This window comes from Flagellimonas sp. (assembly GCF_965233845.1).
Classification (GTDB): Bacteria; Bacteroidota; Bacteroidia; order Flavobacteriales; family Flavobacteriaceae; genus Flagellimonas.
Window position 1 is genome coordinate 2777363 of sequence record NZ_OZ247584.1, and the last position, 14967, is coordinate 2792329.

General features: G+C 42.5%; 14 protein-coding genes. 4 read left to right on the forward strand and 10 right to left on the reverse strand.

Going from position 1 to position 14967, the window contains the following annotated elements; translation table 11 throughout:
* Window positions 1-6: 6 nt before the first annotated feature.
* On the reverse strand, window positions 7-3465 hold the full coding sequence (locus tag ACO6S0_RS12325) for a methylmalonyl-CoA mutase family protein (protein ID WP_421721948.1): 3459 nt from the start codon (window positions 3463-3465) through the stop codon (window positions 7-9).
* A gap of 142 nt (window positions 3466-3607) precedes the next feature.
* On the opposite strand from ACO6S0_RS12325, the gene purU reads away from it, so the two are divergent.
* From purU to ACO6S0_RS12340, 3 genes are all read left to right on the forward strand, one after another.
* Window positions 3608-4456 (forward strand): formyltetrahydrofolate deformylase, encoded by an 849-nt coding sequence (gene purU, locus ACO6S0_RS12330; RefSeq protein ID WP_421721947.1) that lies wholly within the window; start codon window positions 3608-3610, stop codon window positions 4454-4456.
* A 68-nt stretch (window positions 4457-4524) separates the two neighbouring features.
* Window positions 4525-5223 carry a DUF4197 domain-containing protein gene (locus ACO6S0_RS12335; RefSeq protein WP_421721946.1) on the forward strand — a complete coding sequence of 233 codons (699 nt, stop codon included), beginning with the start codon at window positions 4525-4527 and terminating at the stop codon, window positions 5221-5223.
* 365 nt (window positions 5224-5588) lie between these two features.
* Window positions 5589-7112 (forward strand): helix-turn-helix domain-containing protein, encoded by a 1524-nt coding sequence (locus ACO6S0_RS12340; RefSeq protein ID WP_422348668.1) that lies wholly within the window; start codon window positions 5589-5591, stop codon window positions 7110-7112.
* Between the two features lie 165 nt (window positions 7113-7277).
* Here ACO6S0_RS12340 and ACO6S0_RS12345 read toward each other — a convergent pair whose 3' ends face one another.
* Entirely contained in the window at window positions 7278-7787 is a 510-nt protein-coding gene (locus ACO6S0_RS12345) for a hypothetical protein (RefSeq protein ID WP_421721944.1), read from the reverse strand.
* A gap of 196 nt (window positions 7788-7983) precedes the next feature.
* Here ACO6S0_RS12345 and ACO6S0_RS12350 point away from each other — a divergent pair, with 196 nt between their 5' ends.
* Window positions 7984-8178 (forward strand): hypothetical protein, encoded by a 195-nt coding sequence (locus tag ACO6S0_RS12350; protein WP_420400435.1) that lies wholly within the window; start codon window positions 7984-7986, stop codon window positions 8176-8178.
* On the opposite strand, the gene pyrF is transcribed toward ACO6S0_RS12350, so the two are convergent.
* The 8 genes from pyrF to ACO6S0_RS12390 form a co-directional block, all read right to left on the reverse strand.
* Window positions 8175-9002 carry an orotidine-5'-phosphate decarboxylase gene (gene pyrF / locus ACO6S0_RS12355; protein ID WP_422348669.1) on the reverse strand — a complete coding sequence of 276 codons (828 nt, stop codon included), beginning with the start codon at window positions 9000-9002 and terminating at the stop codon, window positions 8175-8177. The two genes, ACO6S0_RS12350 and pyrF, sit on opposite strands and share 4 nt — an antisense overlap.
* A 115-nt stretch (window positions 9003-9117) precedes the next feature.
* Complete coding sequence (gene prfA / locus ACO6S0_RS12360) at window positions 9118-10194, reverse strand: peptide chain release factor 1 (protein ID WP_422348670.1); 1077 nt, start codon at window positions 10192-10194, stop codon at window positions 9118-9120.
* Between the two features lie 67 nt (window positions 10195-10261).
* Entirely contained in the window at window positions 10262-11614 is a 1353-nt protein-coding gene (locus tag ACO6S0_RS12365) for a DUF3570 domain-containing protein (RefSeq protein WP_422348671.1), read from the reverse strand.
* Window positions 11605-11814 carry a DUF4266 domain-containing protein gene (locus tag ACO6S0_RS12370; protein ID WP_422348672.1) on the reverse strand — a complete coding sequence of 70 codons (210 nt, stop codon included), beginning with the start codon at window positions 11812-11814 and terminating at the stop codon, window positions 11605-11607. The genes ACO6S0_RS12365 and ACO6S0_RS12370 overlap by 10 nt, the downstream gene beginning before the upstream one ends.
* An 8-nt stretch (window positions 11815-11822) precedes the next feature.
* Window positions 11823-12818: an FAD:protein FMN transferase gene (locus ACO6S0_RS12375; RefSeq protein ID WP_422348673.1), complete on the reverse strand. Its 996-nt coding sequence runs from the start codon at window positions 12816-12818 to the stop codon at window positions 11823-11825.
* Entirely contained in the window at window positions 12815-13252 is a 438-nt protein-coding gene (locus ACO6S0_RS12380) for a thioredoxin family protein (RefSeq protein WP_422348674.1), read from the reverse strand. The genes ACO6S0_RS12375 and ACO6S0_RS12380 overlap by 4 nt, the downstream gene beginning before the upstream one ends.
* Before the next feature lie 23 nt (window positions 13253-13275).
* Entirely contained in the window at window positions 13276-13731 is a 456-nt protein-coding gene (locus ACO6S0_RS12385) for a ubiquinol-cytochrome c reductase iron-sulfur subunit (protein WP_422348675.1), read from the reverse strand.
* Window positions 13732-13777: 46 nt separating this feature from the next.
* A complete protein-coding gene (locus ACO6S0_RS12390) occupies window positions 13778-14956 on the reverse strand; it encodes an AIR synthase related protein (protein WP_422348676.1) in 1179 nt (392 codons plus the stop codon).
* Window positions 14957-14967 lie beyond the last annotated feature (11 nt).

Below are 14967 nucleotides of genomic sequence, written 5' to 3' on the forward strand. Positions count from 1 at the left end.
TCATCATTACATATTCCGTCTGTATTGCCCCCCCACTTGGAACAGGGCATTGGTAATCTGACCCAAGGAACATACTTTGGCCACTTCCATCAGTTGCCCAAAAATGTTTTCATTCCTAATTGCGGTTTGCTGCAGTTCCTTTAATAAATGGTTTGCTCGTTCCTTGTTTCCCTTGTGCAGGTTTTTAAGGGTCTTGATTTGATTTTGCTTTTCCGCTTCAGTTGCCCTGATCACCTCAGCTGGTAACACCGTAGGAGAACCCTTGGAACTCAAGAAGGTATTCACCCCAATAATGGGATACTCCCCTGTATGTTTCAAAGTTTCATAATGCAAACTTTCTTCCTGAATCTTGGAACGTTGGTACATGGTTTCCATGGCGCCCAATACACCTCCCCGTTCAGTGATTCGGTCAAATTCCAGTAGTACCGCTTCTTCTACTAAATCGGTTAGTTCCTCAATAATGAACGAGCCTTGCATGGGGTTTTCATTTTTGGCCAGGCCCAATTCCTTATTGATAATGAGCTGTATGGCCATGGCCCGTCTAACGGATTCCTCGGTAGGTGTGGTTATGGCCTCATCGTAGGCGTTGGTATGCAGGGAATTGCAGTTATCGTAAATGGCATAAAGCGCTTGGAGGGTAGTCCTAATATCATTGAAATCGATTTCCTGGGCATGTAAGCTTCTTCCCGAAGTTTGAATATGATATTTTAACATCTGAGCCCTTGGGTTGGCCCCATATTTTTCTTTCATCGCCTTGGCCCAAATTCTGCGGGCCACCCTACCAATTACCGCATATTCAGGATCTACTCCGTTGGAAAAGAAAAAAGACAGGTTTGGACCGAATTGGTCAATATCCATTCCCCTGCTCAAGTAATATTCCACATAGGTAAAACCATTGGACAAGGTGAAGGCCAATTGGGTAATGGGGTTGGCCCCTGCTTCGGCTATGTGGTAACCGGAAATGGATACCGAATAAAAATTGCGCACTTGGTTGGCAATAAAATACGCTTGGACGTCACCCATAAGGCGCAAGGCAAATTCTGTGGAAAAGATGCAGGTATTCTGCGCTTGATCTTCCTTCAGGATATCGGCTTGTACTGTACCCCTAACCTGACCCAGGGTTTCCAATTTTATCTTCTCATAAATATCATTGGGCAGTACTTCATCTCCCGTGGCACCCAGCAGCATTAGCCCCAACCCATTGTTACCCTCGGGAAGTTTCCCAGCATATTGGGGTCTCTCCATTTTCTTTTCCGTAAAGATCTTCCCAAGCTTTTGCTCCACCTCTTTTTCCAAGCCTTTTTGCTTGATATATTTCTCGCAGTTTTGATCAATGGCAGCATTCATAAAAAAGGCCAAAAGCATGGGAGCTGGACCATTGATGGTCATACTGACCGAGGTCATAGAATCACTTAAATCGAATCCGGAGTATAACTTCTTTGCATCATCCAAACAACAAATGGAAACCCCGGCATTCCCAATTTTCCCATAAATATCAGGCCTGTAGTCGGGATCATTTCCGTACAAAGTCACAGAATCAAAAGCGGTTGAAAGTCGTTTTGCGGGCATATCCAGACTTACGTAATGGAACCGGCGATTGGTCCGCTCCGGGCCACCTTCCCCAGCAAACATTCGGGTTGGATCCTCTCCTTCTCGTTTAAAAGGATACAAACCGGAGGTAAAAGGAAACTCGCCCGGTACATTCTCCTGTAGATTCCAGTTTAAAATATCACCCCAAGCCTTGTATTTAGGCAATGCTACCTTCGGAATCTGACTGGCGGACAAGGAAGTGGTATGGGTCTGAATCTTTACTTCCTTACCTCTTACATCAAAGGAATAGGTATCAGATTTGTATCGATTGACTTTGTTTTGCCACTGCAGAAGGATTTCCCAATTATGGGGATCCAGGTTCATTTTCACCTTGTCAAATTCCTTGATCAGAAGGGAGACAAAATCTTTGTCTTTTTCATTTTTCAGATATGAATGAACCCTAGCTTCATCCATGCCTATTTTGGAAAGTAGACTGGCATACGCCTCATTTTCATCCAAATCAAGAATTGAAGTCAAGGTCAGGAAAATGCCATATAGCTTTTGGGCGATTTTGGTTTGGGTCGCCACTCGACTATCGTAAGAGCGGTTATTCTCTGCAATTTCAGACAGATATCTGGTCCGCGCAGGAGGTATTACAAAAATCTTCTCCGACATTTCATCCGAAACAGTCCAGTTGGACTTTAGTGGGGCATTCGATTTGCTAACCAAAGTGTCCATTACCACCTTGTACAACTGATTCATCCCTGGGTCATTAAATTGGGAAGCTATTGTTCCATAAATAGGAAGGTCGTCTTCTTTGGTATCCCATAACCCATGGTTGCGTATGTATTGTTTTTTAACATCCCTTAGAGCATCCAGAGCCCCTCTTTTGTCAAACTTGTTGATGGCAACTACGTCCGCAAAATCGAGCATATCAATTTTTTCCAATTGGGTAGCCGCCCCAAATTCTGGGGTCATCACATAAAGAGAAACATCACTATGCTCCAAAATTTCGGTATCGGATTGTCCAATTCCCGAAGTTTCCAAAATAATCAAATCAAACTTTGCGGCCTTTAGCACTTGTACGGCCTCTGCCACATGTTTGGATAAGGCAAGATTGGATTGTCTGGTGGCCAACGATCGCATATATACTCGCTCATTGCTAATGGCATTCATACGAATTCGGTCGCCGAGCAAGGCACCTCCTGTTTTTCGTTTGGACGGATCTACCGAAATGATTCCGATGTGCTTGTCCTCAAAATCATTTAGAAATCGCCTTACCAGTTCATCCACCAAGCTGGATTTTCCTGCTCCACCCGTCCCTGTTATTCCCAGCACTGGAACCTCAGTGATGGATTTCGTGAATTTTTGCTGGTATTTTTCGAATTCGTCGTGTCTGTTTTCCGCCAGAGAAATTAATCGCGCCAGAGAGTTCACCTGTTTGTCAACCAGCAACTTTTCCAGCTTTTTCCCTTTGGGAGTCTGCAAATCCGGTACAGGTGAATCACATCGTTCCACCAAATCATTGATCATGCCTTGCAGCCCCATTTCCCTACCATCATCAGGGGAGTAAATCCGCTCTATGCCATAGGCCATCAGGGCTTCAATTTCCGAGGGGAGGATTACCCCACCGCCACCGCCAAAAATCTTGATATGCCCTGCTCCCCGTTCATTGAGCAAATCATACATATACCTAAAATATTCATTGTGACCTCCTTGGTAGGAAGTCATGGCAATGGCATTTGCATCTTCCTGAATTGCACAGTCCACTACTTCGGCCACACTCCTGTCATGCCCCAAATGGATGACTTCAACCCCAGTGGACTGTATAATCCTCCGCATAATGTTGATTGCGGCATCATGCCCATCAAACAGCGAAGCTGCGGTCACTATTCTCACTTTATTTTTAGGTCTGTATGGCTTCGATTGTTTCATTGGCAATAAAGGCTCATTATTTGCCCTGCAATTTACAGAAAATGCAGGCTAAAATCGGTTTTGTTTCGAATTTTATAAAAATTCAAGGACATAAGGCTTGCTTTTTCTGAATATCATAATTTTATCCGGTTAATTCAAGAGCATGAAGCTTACCATACTTATTCACTGCGCCGACCAACCAGGTATCATAAGTTCCGTAACCCGATTCATCCACAAGAAAAAGGGCAACATTATTTATTTGGACCAACATGTGGACAAAGAAGCAGGGGTGTTCTTTATGCGTTTGGAGAGTGAATTTGAACAGGGTATTGATGTACCCAAGTTTAAAAGCGACTTTGATGGGGAATTGGCCCAAAGCTATCAAATGAAATGGGGCATTTATGAAGATGGGATAAAACCCAAAATGGCCATTTTTGTTTCCAAATACAACCATTGTTTATACGATCTGTTAAGCCGTTATAATTCTGGCGAACTCCAGGTGGACATTCCCTTTATTTTAAGTAACCATCCCGATTTGGCTTATATAGCAGATCAGTTTGATATCCCCTACTTTCATGTACCCTTCAACAAAGACATTAGGGAAAGTGCGGAAGAAGAACAACTACAACTTTTAAAGCAACATAAGGTTGATTTTATCGTGCTTGCCCGTTACATGCAAATTGTGTCTCCGAAAGTAATTGACGTTTTTCCCCATAAAATTATAAATATCCACCACTCATTTTTGCCTGCTTTTGCCGGAGCCAGACCTTACCATGCCGCATTTGAAAGAGGCGTAAAGATTATTGGTGCCACCAGCCACTATGTAACGGAAGAATTGGATGCGGGCCCAATCATTGAGCAGGACGTTACCACGGTATCACATTCCCATTCCATAAAGGATTTCATTGCCAAAGGCCGAGATCTTGAAAAGATTGTATTATCCAGGGCTGTCCATTTACATGTGGCCCGAAAGACCATTGTCTACAATAACAAGACAGTGATTTTTTCATAAATTATTTCATTCCACTTGATTTATAGAAGTTTAGCTGTAACTTAACTTCAACTATAAAACACTGAAACATGAAACGATTATTGTTGTGCGTACTGCTATTTCAATTGGTTGGGTGCACAGAACTTCAACAAGTTGTAAACCAACTTCCGCAGGGGACCGTGGGTAATGCCGAGATAGCCCAAGCTCTCAAGGAAGCGTTAAATCAAGGGATTGAAAAGCAGGTCAACAAATTAGCCTCAATGGACGGGTTTTTCAAAAATGAATTGGTCAAGATTCTACTTCCGGAAGAGCTGAAAAAAGTGGACAAAGCCCTAAGGGATGTGGGATTGGGAAATTTGGCCGATGAAGGTTTGCGCGTTATCAACCGGGCCGCGGAAGACGCCGTGGATAAATCCATTCCCATTTTTGTGGATGCGGTCAAGGGGATTAGTTTTGAGGATGCCCGAAAAATTTTGCTGGGTGCGGATAATGCGGCAACCTCCTTTTTGGAAAGTTCAACTTCGACCAAGCTATACAACAAATTCAATCCGGTAATTGAACAGTCCTTTAAAAAAGTTGGTGCAGATGAGATTTGGAGGAACATTATTACCAAATACAATGGCTTACCCCTAACCACTGACGTAAATCCTGATTTAACAGATTATACTACCAAGGAAGCTTTGGAAGGAGTGTACACCATGATAGCATTGGAAGAAAAGAAAATTCGTACAAATATTTCATCTAGAACGACAGAATTGTTAAAAAAGGTATTTGCTTTGCAAGATTAATGCTAAAATTTTCATAATAATGCAATAAGTTTTGTCATTTATCGTTACTATAACAACACTATCAAGACAATTTTAACAAAATCCTAAAGTTAAATTAACCTAGGTTCAAAGGTTAAAAAAGAGTTTTGTAGCAAGTTATCTGAGTTAGCATTTTTTTGAGTTAGTTAGTTTAAACCGGTGCATGCACCGGTTTTTTCATTTTAGATGGACTCAATAGATCAAGGTGATTTTCTGTAGTAAAACCTTATTCAAACGCAATTACAAAAGGTAAATTATTATCGGGATTTACGGTTTTTAAATTTTTTTTAACAATTCAAGTTAACATATTTGGTAATTTCAAGAAAGGCTAATTCACTAATCATCACATGGGACGGTTGGGCTTCTTTGTATTTCTGGTTGTTGTGTCATGCACCTCATGCTTGGCGAACCTGAACGGCAACACCTCCAATTTAACCCGAACTCCTCTTCACCTTGCCCTTCAGGATTCCTTGGAATGGGCAGATTACTACTACAATATTCATAGGTATAAAAAGGCTTTATCCATTTATGAAAAAAACCTGGATAACGATACTGCTGAAAAGACCCATGTACTGAAAAGGATTGCGCTCAGCAAAGCTGCTTTGGAGCATCCTGAAGAATCCACGTATACGCTTAATGAATATCTCCAAGTAGAATTCAATCCCAATTTTCTACTGAACGAAGGGTTTGACCCTATAAGAAAAACTGAGGAGTTCAAGAATATTTCAGAAAAGGTAATTCCCAAAGTTACTTCCTGGTCTTTGCTGTATTTATTTGTGGCCCTAATCGGCTTTTATGTGGTCTTCCTAATTTGTTTCAACCGGCAAATACACAAACCGTCCAGATTTTTGATAGCTACCTTTATTTTTCTGCATTCATTTTTTATCCTGCATATTGCCATAAATCGATCTAACTACTATTTTCAGTATCCGCATACCTATCTAATGTCCACTTGGGCCTCATTTCTATATGGCCCCCTACTGTATCTTTATTTCAAATCCACCATTCAAAAGTATCGGTTTAAAGCCCGAGACCTTTTGCATTTGATACCCACGGTTATACTAATAGGCTATTTGAGCTTCACAGTATACGCGTACACTTGTGAAACCAAGATTCAATGGATGCTATCAAGGGTGCAGCACGGTCTAAATCCACAAGATTCGTCCAAACTTGTCTTACTGGTAGTTTTAAAAATTCTCTCCTTGACCGTCTATGGATACTTTATTGGTAAAGTGTACAGGCGTGGGAAGCGGGAAAAACTCTTGCAATCAAAAAATCAGATTTGGCAAAAAAATGTTTATCACATCCATATTTTTTACGTGATCACCTATACCGCTTATGGAATTTTGATTGCCAACGAAATTTCTTCTGGACTTTTGTTCGATATCTCCGCGGCCTCAATGGCATTAATGGTACTGTACGTGGGTTATTCCGCCAACATCCAGCCAGATGTCTTCAGCGGTGCGTACGATTACACCAACCGCCTGTTCCCCAAATATGAAAAATCCGGGCTCACCCCGAGCCTTTCATTGGAACTCAAGGAAAACCTGATTTATCTGTTTACCCACGAAAGAATCTACAAGGAAAACAACATTAGTTTGGACATGGTGGCACAAAAACTCAATACCACGCGACATAATACCTCCCAAATCATTAATGAGCACTTCAATGTTAGCTTTCATGAATTTGTGAACATGTATCGCATCAAGGAAGCAAAGCAACTTTTGGTGGAAGACAAGTCCCGAAGACTCAATATTATCAATGTGGCTTATGAAGTGGGTTATAACAACAAGGTTACCTTTAACAAAGCTTTCAAAAAAGACACCCAGCTTACACCCTCGCAATACCAGAAGAGTATTTTACGAATCTAAATACCGAGTAATCTTAAATCGGGGAAGGTAAAGGTTTATCAGATTTAGCCTAAAGTGACCTACAGTTTTCCAACTTTAATGTAATAAACAGTCCTGGCAAACAACCTCCCAAAAGGTCTCATTAGGTACACATTTGAATTAGTCATCAATCACGCTTTGGGCTGTTTATTCTTTTCTATATATCCCGTCAAAAGCTGTATTCACCACCTTTTCACCCTCCAAGATTTCCCAAAGTTGTCTTACCGTTCCATCTTCATTGGCCGTCCAGGTGATTCGATTGGTGAGCATTTTTCCATCCCTATCAAAAGGGTCCGATGAAAGAATCATCTGATTTCCCATTCTCTCTCCTTTAAGTTTTAGATATGCTCCGCTGTTATCTATCCAAAGTTGTTCCCACCTTTCTTTTGTCGCATTGTAAAAGTTAAGACTGGTTCCTGTATAACCGGAAGTAGCACTGGTCCAGTTTTCGCGAATGACGCACCCCCCTTCTTCTTGGGAAATCTTGCTCTTTCCAGCCGGATTTCCGTTGGTGGCATTGGAGACTGTCCATTCTCCAATCCAAAAATCAAAAGCCTTGTGATTTTCGGTGCAGCAGTTACAGGAGTCTGCATTTTGTGCCGATAAATGGCCAATGGCAAGTATGGCCAATACCAACAAATAGTTCTTTAGTTGCATCTTATTGGGTTTGAGTTGTTAAATGATCATGGTCAAAATACGTTAAAATTTAGCCAATAGGGTATACGAATAGCGGGGCCTCCCTTACCTCTATGTTAAATTTTAGATAAAGTACCTGATTTATAGGTGAATACCTGTTAATCTGATGATCTAAAGCCTGTTTTTGAACGTATCTTTGTTATAACAAATCTTAAAAATGAAAAATCAGTATTGCAGAGTTGGGGCAGTGACCCCGATCACAAGCGGAAACCAAGCTATTACAGTCTTGGAATTTAGGTATCAGAAGTTTATTGAAATGGCGGCGGATGCGGCCTACATCAATACCAACTTGGGTGAATTTTTTAAGCGCAAGGCCCAAAGTATCAAAAAAGTACTTGAGCAATTGGCCTAGACGCCATTGAGCCTTTGTAGTTCAACCTCCATGTCTTGTTGAATAGACTTGGCTTGGATTGCGGCTTTGTCCGCAAAATCTTCATCTTGGGATGCATATAAAATTCCCCTGGAGGAATTTACCAAGAGCCCCACATTGGACGCCATCCCATACTTACAAACTTCTTGCAAGCTCCCTCCTTGCGCCCCTACCCCTGGCACCAATAAAAACTGCTCTGGAATTATCTCCCTAATTTCTTTTAGGAATTCTGCCTTGGTGGCCCCTACAACATACATCAAGTTCTCAGCATTTTTATACTCCTTGGAAACCTCCAAAACTGTCTTGTACAGCTCTCTACCCTCAATTTTTTGGGTCTGAAAATCATAAGCCCCCTGATTGGAGGTCAATGCCAATAAAATGGTATGCTTATCCTGAAACGCCAAAAAGGGTTCAACAGAATCCCTACCCATATAGGGCGCTATGGTAATGGAGTCAAAGTTTAGGGTTTCAAAAAAAGCCTTGGCATATCTGGTGGATGTATTCCCAATGTCACCCCGCTTGGCATCCGCAATGGTAAACATTTCAGGATAGTGTTCATTGAGGTAGTCCATCGTCCGTTCCAAGGACTTCCACCCTTCCAGGCCATAGGCCTCATAAAAGGCAATGTTTGGCTTATAAGCCACACAGTATTCATGGGTAGCATCAATTATTGACTTATTGAAAGCAAAGATTGGGTCTTCTTGGGACAGAAGATGTTTTGGAATCTTATCCAGATCCGTATCCAGGCCCACGCATAGGAAGGAGTTCTTTTTATGGATTTGGGAAATTAAATGTTCTATTTTCATACTAATGCTATCGCTTGCACGTGGGCTGATTTACCTGAAGGACACTACTTTTCTAACCTCAAACCTCAGACTACAGATTATTGGTCATTGGTTATTGATTATTGATTATTGAACCCTAAAAAATCTCCGAAGCTTCTTTTAACTTTTCCGTATTCTCTACCAACATCAATTCGTCTATGATCTTTTGAACGTCCCCGTTAATGATATTCTGCAAATCGTACAAAGTCAGGCCAATTCTATGATCGGTCACCCTGCCTTGAGGATAGTTATACGTCCTAATCTTGGCCGAACGGTCTCCACTACTCACCTGCGAATTACGTTTGGCGGCATCTTCTTCCTGCTTTTTGGCCAACTCCAAATCATACAATCTGGACCGAAGCACCTTAAACGCCTTCTCCTTGTTCTTATGCTGCGATTTTTGATCCTGGCACTGCGCCACCAATCCTGTTGGCACGTGCGTTAAACGAACCGCCGAATAGGTGGTATTTACAGATTGCCCTCCTGGTCCAGAGGAACAGAAAAAATCAATCCGAACATCCTTTGGGTCTATCTGGACATCAAAATCTTCAGCCTCTGGAATTACCATAACTGTGGCGGCGCTGGTATGTACCCTTCCCTGGGTTTCGGTCTGTGGAACACGCTGTACTCGGTGTACCCCAGCTTCAAACTTTAAGGTACCATACACATCATCTCCGCTAACTTCAAAGTGGATTTCCTTATACCCTCCACTGGTTCCCTCATTTAAATCGATGATATTGGTCTTCCATCCTTTGGATTCACAATATTTGGCATACATTCGGTACAGGTCCCCAGCAAAAATACTGGCTTCATCCCCACCAGTTCCAGCTCTGATCTCCATCACCACATCCTTTTCATCCTCTGGGTCTTTCGGAATTAGTAAGAACTTGATTTCCTCCTCCAATTTGGGGAGTCCTTCCTTAGCCTCATCCAATTGCATTTTGGCCATTTCCACCATTTCTGCATCACTCCCATCTGCAATAATCTCCTCCGCTTCCGAAATGTTGTTGGTAAAAGCAATGTACTGTTCCCTCTTGTCCACTAACAACTTAAGGTCTTTGTACTCCTTATTGAGCTTTACATATCGCTTTTGATCCGCAATAATATCAGGTTGAATGATCAGGTCGGAAACCTCATCGAAACGTTGTTTAACTATGTTGAGTTTGTCTAGCATAAATCAATCCGCGTTAAGATGCGAATTTACAACATTTGATTGGATTCATTTGGTGCTAAAGAGGTCCTCAATTCCCAATGAAAGTGGTTCCCAAAGTAATAATAGAGGCATTGAGTCCATCACTACGATCATACTGGTTGAATCTTAAATCGATGGTCTTAAGTCCAAAAGTGAACACCTTGGTATTGGCAAAAATGTCCTTGTACTGCACCCCCAAACCATACTGATGGGCATTGTATTGGGACAAATCATAGTCTGAGGTATAAAAGGAAAAAGTGGACAATGCCCCTTCCTTCGGATAGAAATAGTCTGCAGCGGATTGGCTATAAAATCGATAGGTGGGATACAAGGTGAATTTATCCGTAAGCTTGATGGGAACCTCCAAACTGGCCGTATGCGATGTGATGCCCCAATCATCCCAATAATAGCGATAGTAGGAGCGTAATATCAAAAAATCGTTCAGATAATAGTTCAAACGCCCCCCGATTGGAAGCTTAAAACGGGAATCCGGCAAGCGCTCCACATCATCCGCCAGTTGAAAGTCATCTATAAAAAAGTCCTCCTCATCCCCAAAATGTACCCGCTGAAAAGGAGTGCTTAGCAAGCCATCCTGGCGCACTAAATCCACAAATAGGGCACCCTGCATTTTCTTGGTCAGGATTTGCGAAAAGCTTAGGGAAAGGGAATACGAATTCCGCGTTTCAGAATCAAATTCCGAAAAATTGGGGTTATAGGTTCCGTTACCAGTTATGCGGTCATCAAAAAAACCAGAACGAAGTTCAATGGGATAAATAGCGTTCCATTTATCTAAATACACCTGTCCCCCTACGGTTAATTCTGTGTTTTTCTCATTGAAAAGTCTCGTATAACTCCCTCCAAAACCAAAGGAAAAATAATCGTATTCGGTAGAGAAATATAGGTCGGCACTCCAAATGGCATTCCTGTCTTTGGAGCTATGTTGATAGCTAGGGTTGACATAGGCCAACAAATCCTTTCTAGACTCGCCAGAGGAAGCATCAAACACAGTTGCGTTGACATTGCCTCCATCCAATGGATTCACATTACTGGACGACGCAGAAGTGTAGGCCGATAATCCCACATCTATGGTAAGCACATCATCCGCGTTCATCGGCATGCGAAGTACAATACTGGATGTGGCATCAGTTAGTTCTTCGGTTCCCTCCCCCCCAGTAACAGCAGCATTGTTCCCGTCTTGCTCATAGTAACTGAAGAGCAGATCCACTTCACTGGTTTCCAAGACTTTTTTGGCATAGGACGTATTGGTTTGTTGGGACCAACAAGTAGCTGTAAACAATCCGAGCAGAAGTAAAACCAGGATTGCCCGATTGTTGGATTGTTGGATTGTTCGATCAATGGAGAAAATCATTTTCAATTTTCCATTTTCATTTATCAATTGCATCCACATCCGCCTCCGGTTTTACCTCCATTTGCTCCTGCTGATGCCTCCCTATAAAATTGAAAATTGGTTTCAAAGCGTTCACAAGGCCGCGAGCCCAGATTCATCTCTGCATCCGAAAGATATACTTTGTCATATTCCCTGACCACAACGCAGGAACTGAACATGCTTAAAACAATCAACAATAAAAAAAGTCTGTCCATACCTAAAATTAAGGATTGTTATCGAACAAAATTCCTGTACTCTTATGGATCTTGTTATCAGAATCCACAACGACTACTTCCACCCCATCAATCTGATTGATCAGGTGGATACCGCTGTCCTTGCCCATGATAAAAACCGCAGTGGCCAAGGCATCACAGAGCTCGGCATGTTTGGCAAAGACAGACACACTGTGTATGCCCGAAGTTGGGTACCCCAATCGCGGATCAATGATATGCGAGTATTTTTTCCCGTTGAGCACTATGTACTTTTCGTAATTTCCCGAGGTAGCCACCGAAGATTCAATCACAGGCAACCAACTAAATACCTTCTCCTTGCTCAACGGATTGGCAATTCCCACCAGCCACTTTTCTCCAGTAGTCTTGGTTCCCCAAGTGGTAAGATCCCCCGAAGCATTGATGATCCCTCCTTTAACCTGTTTGGATACAAGCAGCTCCTTGGCCCTGTCCGCGGCGTATCCCTTTCCAATGGCTCCAAAACCTATACGCATACCTGCTTCCGAAAGGAAGACCGTTTGCTCATCATGGTCCAAGATTATCTTTTGGTATCCTATTTTGGAAATGGAAAGCGCAATGGCTTTTTCCGAAGGAGCGCGGTTCATGGTTCCATCAAACTTCCAAATATTATCCATGGATGCATAGGATATATCAAAAGCTCCATCGGTAATCTCTGATATTTTCTTGGCCCGTTCTATAAGTCCAAAGAGCTCGGAACTCACCTTAACAGGCTTAATACCAGCATTTTTATTGATCAAGGAGGTTTCAGAAGCCTCGTCCCAGGAGGAAATTAGTTTTTCAATACGCTCAATTTCTGAAACGGCCTCATCTATGTTGATGTAGCCGATATCCTCATTGGGAGCCACCACAGTAATCTCAAACCGGGTTCCCATCAACTTCATCACCCGCTTTACGGTAACATCCTGGCTTTGCTGTCCAAACGACAGAAAACCTAGCAACACCCAACAAAAGAGGAGTGGCTTTTTCATTGGACAAATCCATCTAGCAAAGCAATATAATCCTTCGGGGAAGCTTTCCTGTTGAAACCAGTCTTGCCCAGGACTTTTTGGTTCTTATCCAAGACCACTACCAATGGAAAATATCCTTTGGGGTTATACTCAGCAAAAAGGGATTTATTTTCATTTAACTTATGTTCTGGCAATTGGTTCTTTTTCTTTCTGGGAAAATCGGCATTGTATAGCACATAATGATCCTTGGCATAAGCACTGAAATCTTCAGAATCCAAAATGCCTCGTTTTAAACGAATACAGGGGCCGCACCAGTCCGAACCTGAAAACACCAAAACGATGGGCTTGTCCTGGTCATTGGCCAAAGCCAATGCATCTTCAAAACTGTCCTGCCAGTCTTGGGCTTGGAGTGAACCAAACCACAAACAGCCCATTATGATCAATAATTGTCTCATAGATGCAGTAATTTTTGCCAGAACTATTCAAAAACCCTTAGTGTGGAGCCGTTTAGTTCTGTATTGAACACCTTCAGCGGGTTGCTGGTTACCGAATTCAGCGGGGTTCCATCTTGGTCAAACCTGGAACCATGGGTAGAACATCTGAATATTCCCCCATCCTCAGAGATAAAACGCACCTCTTCCGTTTGTTGGTGGCTACAGATTTGGCTTGCAGCAATTAAATTACCTTCCAAGTTCCGAGCAACAACGATATCGGTATAGCCCAAACTTGGACTCGATTTCACCAAAATAAATCCTCCGTTGTTGGCCAATGGAGCTGCATCAGTTGAAGTGAGGTCTATGGTAAAATCCACTCCGTCCGGTTCTGGAAATTGTTCCAGATTCTCAGAATCTGTTGAACATCCGTTTAAACAGGGAAAAGTAAGGGCAAATGCGGCACCGGCGCCCAAACTCCGCAGAAAATCTTTTCTTTCCATAGCGTGGGGTTTATAGAAAGAACGCTATTTTAGGTGGATTCGTATGCTAATATTCAAACTTGCCAAACTCGCTTTGGATGGTCAGTTTTTTACCATTGGACTTTTCTACCCTTCCAATGATTTGGGCATCAACATCAAAACTTTGGGAAATGGCCATAATCTCGCTTGCAACCCGCTCATCCACATAAAGTTCCAACCGATGACCGCAATTGAAAACCTGGTACATTTCCTTCCAATCCGTCCCGGATTGCTCCTGTATCAATTTAAACAAGGGAGGAATAGGGAACATATGGTCCTTGATGATATGCAGGTTCTCAACAAAATGAAGAATTTTGGTTTGGGCACCTCCACTGCAATGTACCATGCCGTGTATTTCTTCTGAAGTGAACCGCTCCAATATTTGTTTAACAATGGGGGCATAGGTTCGGGTTGGAGACAAGACCAGTTTCCCAGCATCCAGAGGAGCATCTGAAACCGAATCCGTTAGTTTGGTATTTCCAGAATATACCAGTTCATCGGGAACGGCAGCATCAAAACTTTCCGGATATTTAGCCGCAAGATATTTGGCAAAAACGTCATGACGGGCAGAAGTAAGCCCATTGCTTCCCATTCCACCATTGTAGTCAGACTCGTAGCTTGCCTGACCATAGGAAGCCAGCCCTACGATAACATCTCCAGCTTTGATATTGGCATTATCAATGACCTTATCTCTTCTCATCCGAGCCGTTACCGTAGAATCCACAATAATGGTTCGGACCAAATCCCCAACATCAGCGGTCTCGCCACCCGTGGAGTGAATGGTGATGCCATGTTGGCCCAAATCGGAAATTAATTCTTCCGTACCATTGATAATCGCCGAAATAACCTCCCCTGGAATCAGGTTTTTGTTACGACCTATGGTGGAAGAAAGCATGATGTCATCCGTTGCGCCCACGCAGATAAGGTCATCCACATTCATGATCAAGGCGTCCTGGGCAATCCCTTTCCACACAGAAATATCCCCAGTTTCTTTCCAGTACATATAGGCTAAAGAAGATTTTGTTCCCGCCCCATCCGCGTGCATCACCAAACAGTGTTCATCACTGCCCGTAAGATAATCGGGCACAATTTTGCAAAACGCTTTGGGGAAGAGTCCTTTGTCTATATTCTTGATGGCATTGTGCACATCTTCCTTGGAAGCTGAAACCCCTCTTTGGGCATATCTTTTACTAGTATCTGAGGACATAGTTGGATTTT

What these genes read in the sequence shown, in the direction of transcription:
- ACO6S0_RS12325 (WP_421721948.1), bottom strand. Translation starts at nt 3,465, where the DNA reads ATGAAACAATCGAAGCCATACAGACCTAAAAATAAAGTGAGAATAGTG.
- purU (WP_421721947.1), top strand. Translation starts at nt 3,608, where the DNA reads ATGAAGCTTACCATACTTATTCACTGCGCCGACCAACCAGGTATCATA.
- ACO6S0_RS12335 (WP_421721946.1), top strand. Translation starts at nt 4,525, where the DNA reads ATGAAACGATTATTGTTGTGCGTACTGCTATTTCAATTGGTTGGGTGC.
- ACO6S0_RS12340 (WP_422348668.1), top strand. Translation starts at nt 5,589, where the DNA reads ATGGGACGGTTGGGCTTCTTTGTATTTCTGGTTGTTGTGTCATGCACC.
- ACO6S0_RS12345 (WP_421721944.1), bottom strand. Translation starts at nt 7,787, where the DNA reads ATGCAACTAAAGAACTATTTGTTGGTATTGGCCATACTTGCCATTGGC.
- ACO6S0_RS12350 (WP_420400435.1), top strand. Translation starts at nt 7,984, where the DNA reads ATGAAAAATCAGTATTGCAGAGTTGGGGCAGTGACCCCGATCACAAGC.
- pyrF (WP_422348669.1), bottom strand. Translation starts at nt 9,002, where the DNA reads ATGAAAATAGAACATTTAATTTCCCAAATCCATAAAAAGAACTCCTTC.
- prfA (WP_422348670.1), bottom strand. Translation starts at nt 10,194, where the DNA reads ATGCTAGACAAACTCAACATAGTTAAACAACGTTTCGATGAGGTTTCC.
- ACO6S0_RS12365 (WP_422348671.1), bottom strand. Translation starts at nt 11,614, where the DNA reads ATGCAATTGATAAATGAAAATGGAAAATTGAAAATGATTTTCTCCATT.
- ACO6S0_RS12370 (WP_422348672.1), bottom strand. Translation starts at nt 11,814, where the DNA reads ATGGACAGACTTTTTTTATTGTTGATTGTTTTAAGCATGTTCAGTTCC.
- ACO6S0_RS12375 (WP_422348673.1), bottom strand. Translation starts at nt 12,818, where the DNA reads ATGAAAAAGCCACTCCTCTTTTGTTGGGTGTTGCTAGGTTTTCTGTCG.
- ACO6S0_RS12380 (WP_422348674.1), bottom strand. Translation starts at nt 13,252, where the DNA reads ATGAGACAATTATTGATCATAATGGGCTGTTTGTGGTTTGGTTCACTC.
- ACO6S0_RS12385 (WP_422348675.1), bottom strand. Translation starts at nt 13,731, where the DNA reads ATGGAAAGAAAAGATTTTCTGCGGAGTTTGGGCGCCGGTGCCGCATTT.
- ACO6S0_RS12390 (WP_422348676.1), bottom strand. Translation starts at nt 14,956, where the DNA reads ATGTCCTCAGATACTAGTAAAAGATATGCCCAAAGAGGGGTTTCAGCT.